Consider the following 5,281-nt stretch of genomic DNA (forward strand, 5'->3'; position numbering starts at 1 on the left):
CCAAATTAACTGTAAAAACTGCCTTGCAAAAAGACAAAGTCATCCTATCAATCGGAGATAACGGCGGAGGCATTCCCAAAGAAATTCAGGATAAAATCCTCCAACCATTTTTCACTACAAAGAAAGGAACCGAAGGAACAGGACTTGGACTTTCCATCACGCATGATATTGTCAAAGCGCATGGAGGGGAGCTCACTGTGAAAACGGAAGAAGGAAAAGGATCGGAGTTTATCATCAAGCTGCCGATTTCAAACCCAAACTAGACAAATTATGGAAGCCAGGGACAATTTTTCGGATTTACAAGAAGAGCTAACACAGCTTAGAAGAGAAAAGGAAATAGAAAGAGCTCTGGAGAAAGTAAGAGAGAGAGCTATGACAATGAATCATAGTAAGGAGTCGCTCCAACTTTTAAATGTTTTTTTTAATCAGGTGAAAGGTTTGGGTATCCCCTTGGAGTCTTGCTTTATTACCTTAATTAATCCCGAGTCAGAGACTTTAGAATTTTGGATTCAACATGGAAAGCAGCAAGCCGAGGCCATAACTGTAAGTGCGCGGGATAATCCAATTTTTGATGAAACAATTAAGGCATTTATTGATAAAGTAAAAGTTATCAACGTCGAAATTCCAAAAGAGCACTTTGCCGCAACCTTAAAGGACCTATTCGGATTGGATATTCCTCTAGACCCTAATGAATCGATTTTTAATTTACTGAGGATTTGGCATCGATATGGAAATATTGGCTTTGGAACTTGGAATGTTACAAATAAAGAAGAAAGAGCTTTATTTCAACGCTTCGCTAAAGTTTTTGATCAGGCTTACACCCGCTTCCTCGACCTGAAAAAAGCAGAAGAACAGGCAAGAGAAGCGCAGATCGAAGTAGCTTTGGAACGCATTCGTTCGGCCTCTATGGCGATGCACAAAAGCGACGAGTTGCGTGAAACAGTTGCAATGTTATATGAAGAAATTAAATCATTGGGTTTTGAAACACCCGCATGTACCATTGTACTGTATGATGAAAGTAATCGAACTGTTACGCATTGGGTTTCGGGCTTTGCAAAGAATATATATCCGCAGAGCTATAGTCATCCGTATTTTGATCATCCCTACTTCCATGATCAACTGGATGCATGGAAGAGCGGTGTATCGAATAAAGTATTTGTATTTGAAGGTCGCCTGAAGAAATTCTATGACAAACAAATCTTCAACCTTGGCGATATGAAACATTTCCCTGAGGATGCAAGAAGGGAAGTCTCCAAAATGGAGAAACTGCTACTATCTGATGCATTCATGAAGTATGGAATGTTAGAAGTATTTTCTGATCATGCACTGGATGAAGAGAATGTACGCACGCTTCAGCGGTTCGCCAAGGTCTTCGAGCAAACCTACACCCGTTTCCTCGACCTCCAAAAAGCAGAAGAACAGGCAAGAGAGGCTCAGATAGAAGCGGCGTTGGAACGGGTAAGATCCCGATCTATGGCCATGCATCATTCAGCAGAGCTGGCTGATGTTGCCTCTGTAGTTTTTGAACAAGTCAAAAGTTTAGGTTTTGAGATTTACCAGAGTTGGATAGATTTTGTCCATGAGCCAGAAGATTTTCTGGAAATGTATATAACAGAATTTGGTGGGAAATATAATCCGAAACAAGTCAAGGTTCCTCTTTCTGTTAGCCCGATTGCTGAATTACTGCAAGAATGGAAAAGCGGGGTATCTTTTGTGGAGTATGGGTTTAAGGGCTCTGAAGTCAAGGGCTTTTTTGTAATACATTCACTTTCTGGAGACCCGATGTTTATTTTAGAAAAATATCCTGAAAGTATTTATTATCTGGGAGCCACTAATAAATATGGTACTGTATCCATCGCAAGTGTGGAACCGATAAATCCGGAAATCAAGCCCATATTATCCCGCTTCGCCAAAGTCTTCGAACAAACTTATACCCGCTTTCTAGATCTCCAAAAAGCAGAAGCACAGGCTAGAGAAGCGCAGATAGAAGCTGCTCTTGAACGCATTCGTTCGGCATCTATGGCAATGCATAAAAGTGAAGAATTACCTCAGGTTGCGCTGACTTTTTTAATTCAAATTGAGGAATTAGCAATTCCCGTATTAGGTGTAGCCTTATCCGAAATAAATACGGAGAACAATACCGGTATTTCATATTTTGCAGACAATACCAGGGAAAGTAAAAATCGTGAACTTATCATATCCAAAGAGTTTGAAATAAACGAATTCTGGATGGCCGAGGAATCAATAAAGCAAATGAAATCCGGCAAAAAGATATTCACCCTAACAGCAGAGGGCGAACGGCTGGAATTATGGATTAAATGGATAGATAAAAAATTCAGCAAAAAAAGGGCAGAGCGCCTTCGGTCAGCAAATTTGGATAAGGTTTTTTTTCACTCCTACCAATTCCATGAATATTCAAGCATTCTTTTCTCTTCTTTGGAACCTTTATCCGAAGAATACCGGCCTGTAATTCGACGATTAGTTGAAACTTTCAAATTATCCTATTTACGTTTCCTCGACCTCCAAAAAGCAGAAGCCCAGGCAAGGGAAGCACAGATTCAACTCGCACTTGAAAGGGTAAGAGCCAGAACGATGGCTATGCAACATAGCTCTGAGTTGACAGAAATAGCCACGGTTACCTTTAACCAGTTAAGGTCTCTTGACTTACATATCCATGGAGCTGTTGTCCACATTTTCGATCAGCAGGCCCCGGAAACCACTATTTATATCCAGGACAATGCAGGCTCTTTTACGCAGAAAGTTACCTTTCCCGCATCCAGGCATCGGATGATTACGGCCCTGCGAGATGCTAGGAAAAGACCCGGTCACCCAGTTACCGATAAATGGACCAAAGCAAAAAAAGATCAATACTTTTCCTGGGCGTTTAAGCATACTGGCCTTCAGTACCTCCCCGCAGCCCGAAAAAACTTTATTTTGAGTACAAAAGGATTTGCCAGGTCGGTGATCGCAACAGAACTTGTTGCCATTTGGGTAGATAATTTCGACGCTTTTCCATATACCATAGAGGAAAACAACACACTTCGCTTGTTTCTCAGGGTTTTTGACCAGGCATATACCCGCTTCCTCGATATCCAGAAAGCCGAACAGCAGGCTAAAGAAAGTCATATCCAATTGGCACTTGAAAGGGTAAGAGCCAGAACGATGGCGATGCAAAAAAGTGAAGAGCTCTCAGAGACTGCTGCAGTTCTATTCCAACAATTCCATGAGTTGGGATACGAAACGGAAAGAATAAACATTGGCATTATCAATAAGGATGAGCGAGTTATCGAATTTTGGTCCACCGAACAGGGTGGCAAAGCAATAGGCCAAATATTTAAAGGTTCAATTGACGAACCAACAACCATCAAGAAATTTTATAATGGGTGGGAAAATAATGAGGATTCGATTGTAGTGGATCTTCATGGTCAGGAATTAAAAAATTGGATCTCTTATGTGATTGATGAGATGGAAATACCCACTAAGGAACATTTAATTTCAGATCATCGATTTCATACTGGGGCATATTTTTCAAAGGGTTTGTTAATCATTACCAACCCTAATCCAATTCATAAAGAAACCCTCGAAATACTAAAACGCTTCGCCAAAGTCTTCGAGCAAACTTATACCCGATTCTTAGATCTAGAAAAAGCAGAAGCACAGGCGAGAGAAGCGCAAATAGAGGCAGCGTTAGAAAAAGTCCGTTCCCGCTCTCTGGCTATGCATAAAAGTGATGAGCTGCAAGAAGTCGTTGACTCTGCCTTTGCCAGATATAAAGAATTAGAAATTCAGACAGAAGGGGTCGGGATTATCACCTATTCTAGAGATTGGAGTTATGTCGATTTGTGGATTGGTACTGAAACTGGCTACTCTTCAAAAATTAAGTACCCCCTCAGGCCTGATAAAGATGCCTCTGAAAAGGAATTAGTATGGTACAATGCGCTCAAGTCAGGAAATGGACTGCTACTTCAATCGTTTTCTTTCGAAGAAAAAAATGAATTATGGGGCTACCACTTCAATGAAACTGACTTTAAATATGTATCAGAGGAACGTAAAAGATTCGTTCTGGAAGAAGCCAAAGCTTATACCATATCATACGCAATTTACAAGAACACTAGTTTCCAGATTGCTCGATTTACTGATCAATTATTTACGGATCAAGAAAATGATGTTTTAATGCGTTTTGGTAAAGTCTTCGAACAAGCTTATGTCCGCTTTCTTGATCTTCAAAAAGCGGAAGAACAAGCACGTGAGGCCATAAAGCAAGCTTCCCTCGATCGAGTTCGCGGTGAAATCGCGAGTATGCGAACTACCGCAGATCTGAATAGAATCACTCCACTAGTTTGGCAGGAGCTGACCCATCTGGGTGTTCCGTTTTTCCGGTGTGGTATTTTCATTATTCGGGAAGATGAAGAAATGGTCCATGCCTACCTGTCCACTCCCAGTGGTGAAGCTCTGGCCGGTCTTCATATTGGTTTTGGCGAAGAGGAAATTGGGATGATTCAATCTTCCATAGATAATTGGAGGCAGCAAAAAGTCTATACCGAGGAGTGGGACAAAGAGCGATTCCTTGAGAATATGAAAAACTTTATTCGCCGTGGAGATGTCAAAAACCCTAAGAAATATCAAGCTGGTGATTTACCACCAGAGCGCCTGGTGCTGCATTTAGTTCCTTTTAAGCAAGGCATGCTCTATGTCGGAAACTCAGGGCTTTTGGAGAAAGAACAGATTGAATTGGTACAAACCTTGGCGGATTCCTTCTCCGTGGCTTATTCCCGATATGAGGATTTCAATGCTTTGGAGATCGCAAAAAGCGAAATAGAAAACGCCCTGTCCGAACTGAAAGCTGCCCAAGAGCAATTGGTGCAGCAGGAAAAACTTGCCAGTTTAGGTCAGCTGACCGCAGGGATCGCCCATGAAATCAAAAACCCGCTGAACTTTGTAAACAATTTCTCTGATCTAAGCAGGGAACTAATCGAGGAGGTTTTTGAGGAGATGGAAAATCTGGAAGATTCTGATACCAAAGAAGAAATCATCTCCATTCTTGAAGATGTAAAAAGTAACCTCTTAAAAGTCCATGAACACGGGAGCAGAGCGAATGGAATTGTATCCTCCATGCTGCAACATAGTCGGGCTTCAGGAAGCAAGCGAGAGCCCAAACCTTTTAATCCCATGGTCAAGGAATTTGTTAACTTATCCTTTCATGGAATGAGAGCTGCCAAGGAACCAATCAATGTGGACATCGACTTGCAACTGGATCCTGCTATTGGAGAAGTGTCATTGA

1 protein-coding gene and 1 pseudogene are annotated in these 5,281 nt (G+C 41.5%); both read left to right on the plus strand.

What is annotated here, in order from left to right; translation table 11 throughout:
* Nucleotides 1–263, plus strand: a 263-nt coding sequence (locus Q0L68_RS15850; protein WP_296705091.1) for a HAMP domain-containing sensor histidine kinase, incomplete at its 5' end; no start/stop codon positions are given.
* A gap of 7 nt (nt 264–270) precedes the next feature.
* Nucleotides 271–5,281 (plus strand): annotated as a pseudogene (locus Q0L68_RS15855) (histidine kinase dimerization/phospho-acceptor domain-containing protein); the annotation flags it as partial.

Origin of the sequence: Algoriphagus sp. (genome assembly GCF_024642405.1) — a bacterium.
Classification (GTDB): domain Bacteria; phylum Bacteroidota; class Bacteroidia; order Cytophagales; family Cyclobacteriaceae; genus Algoriphagus.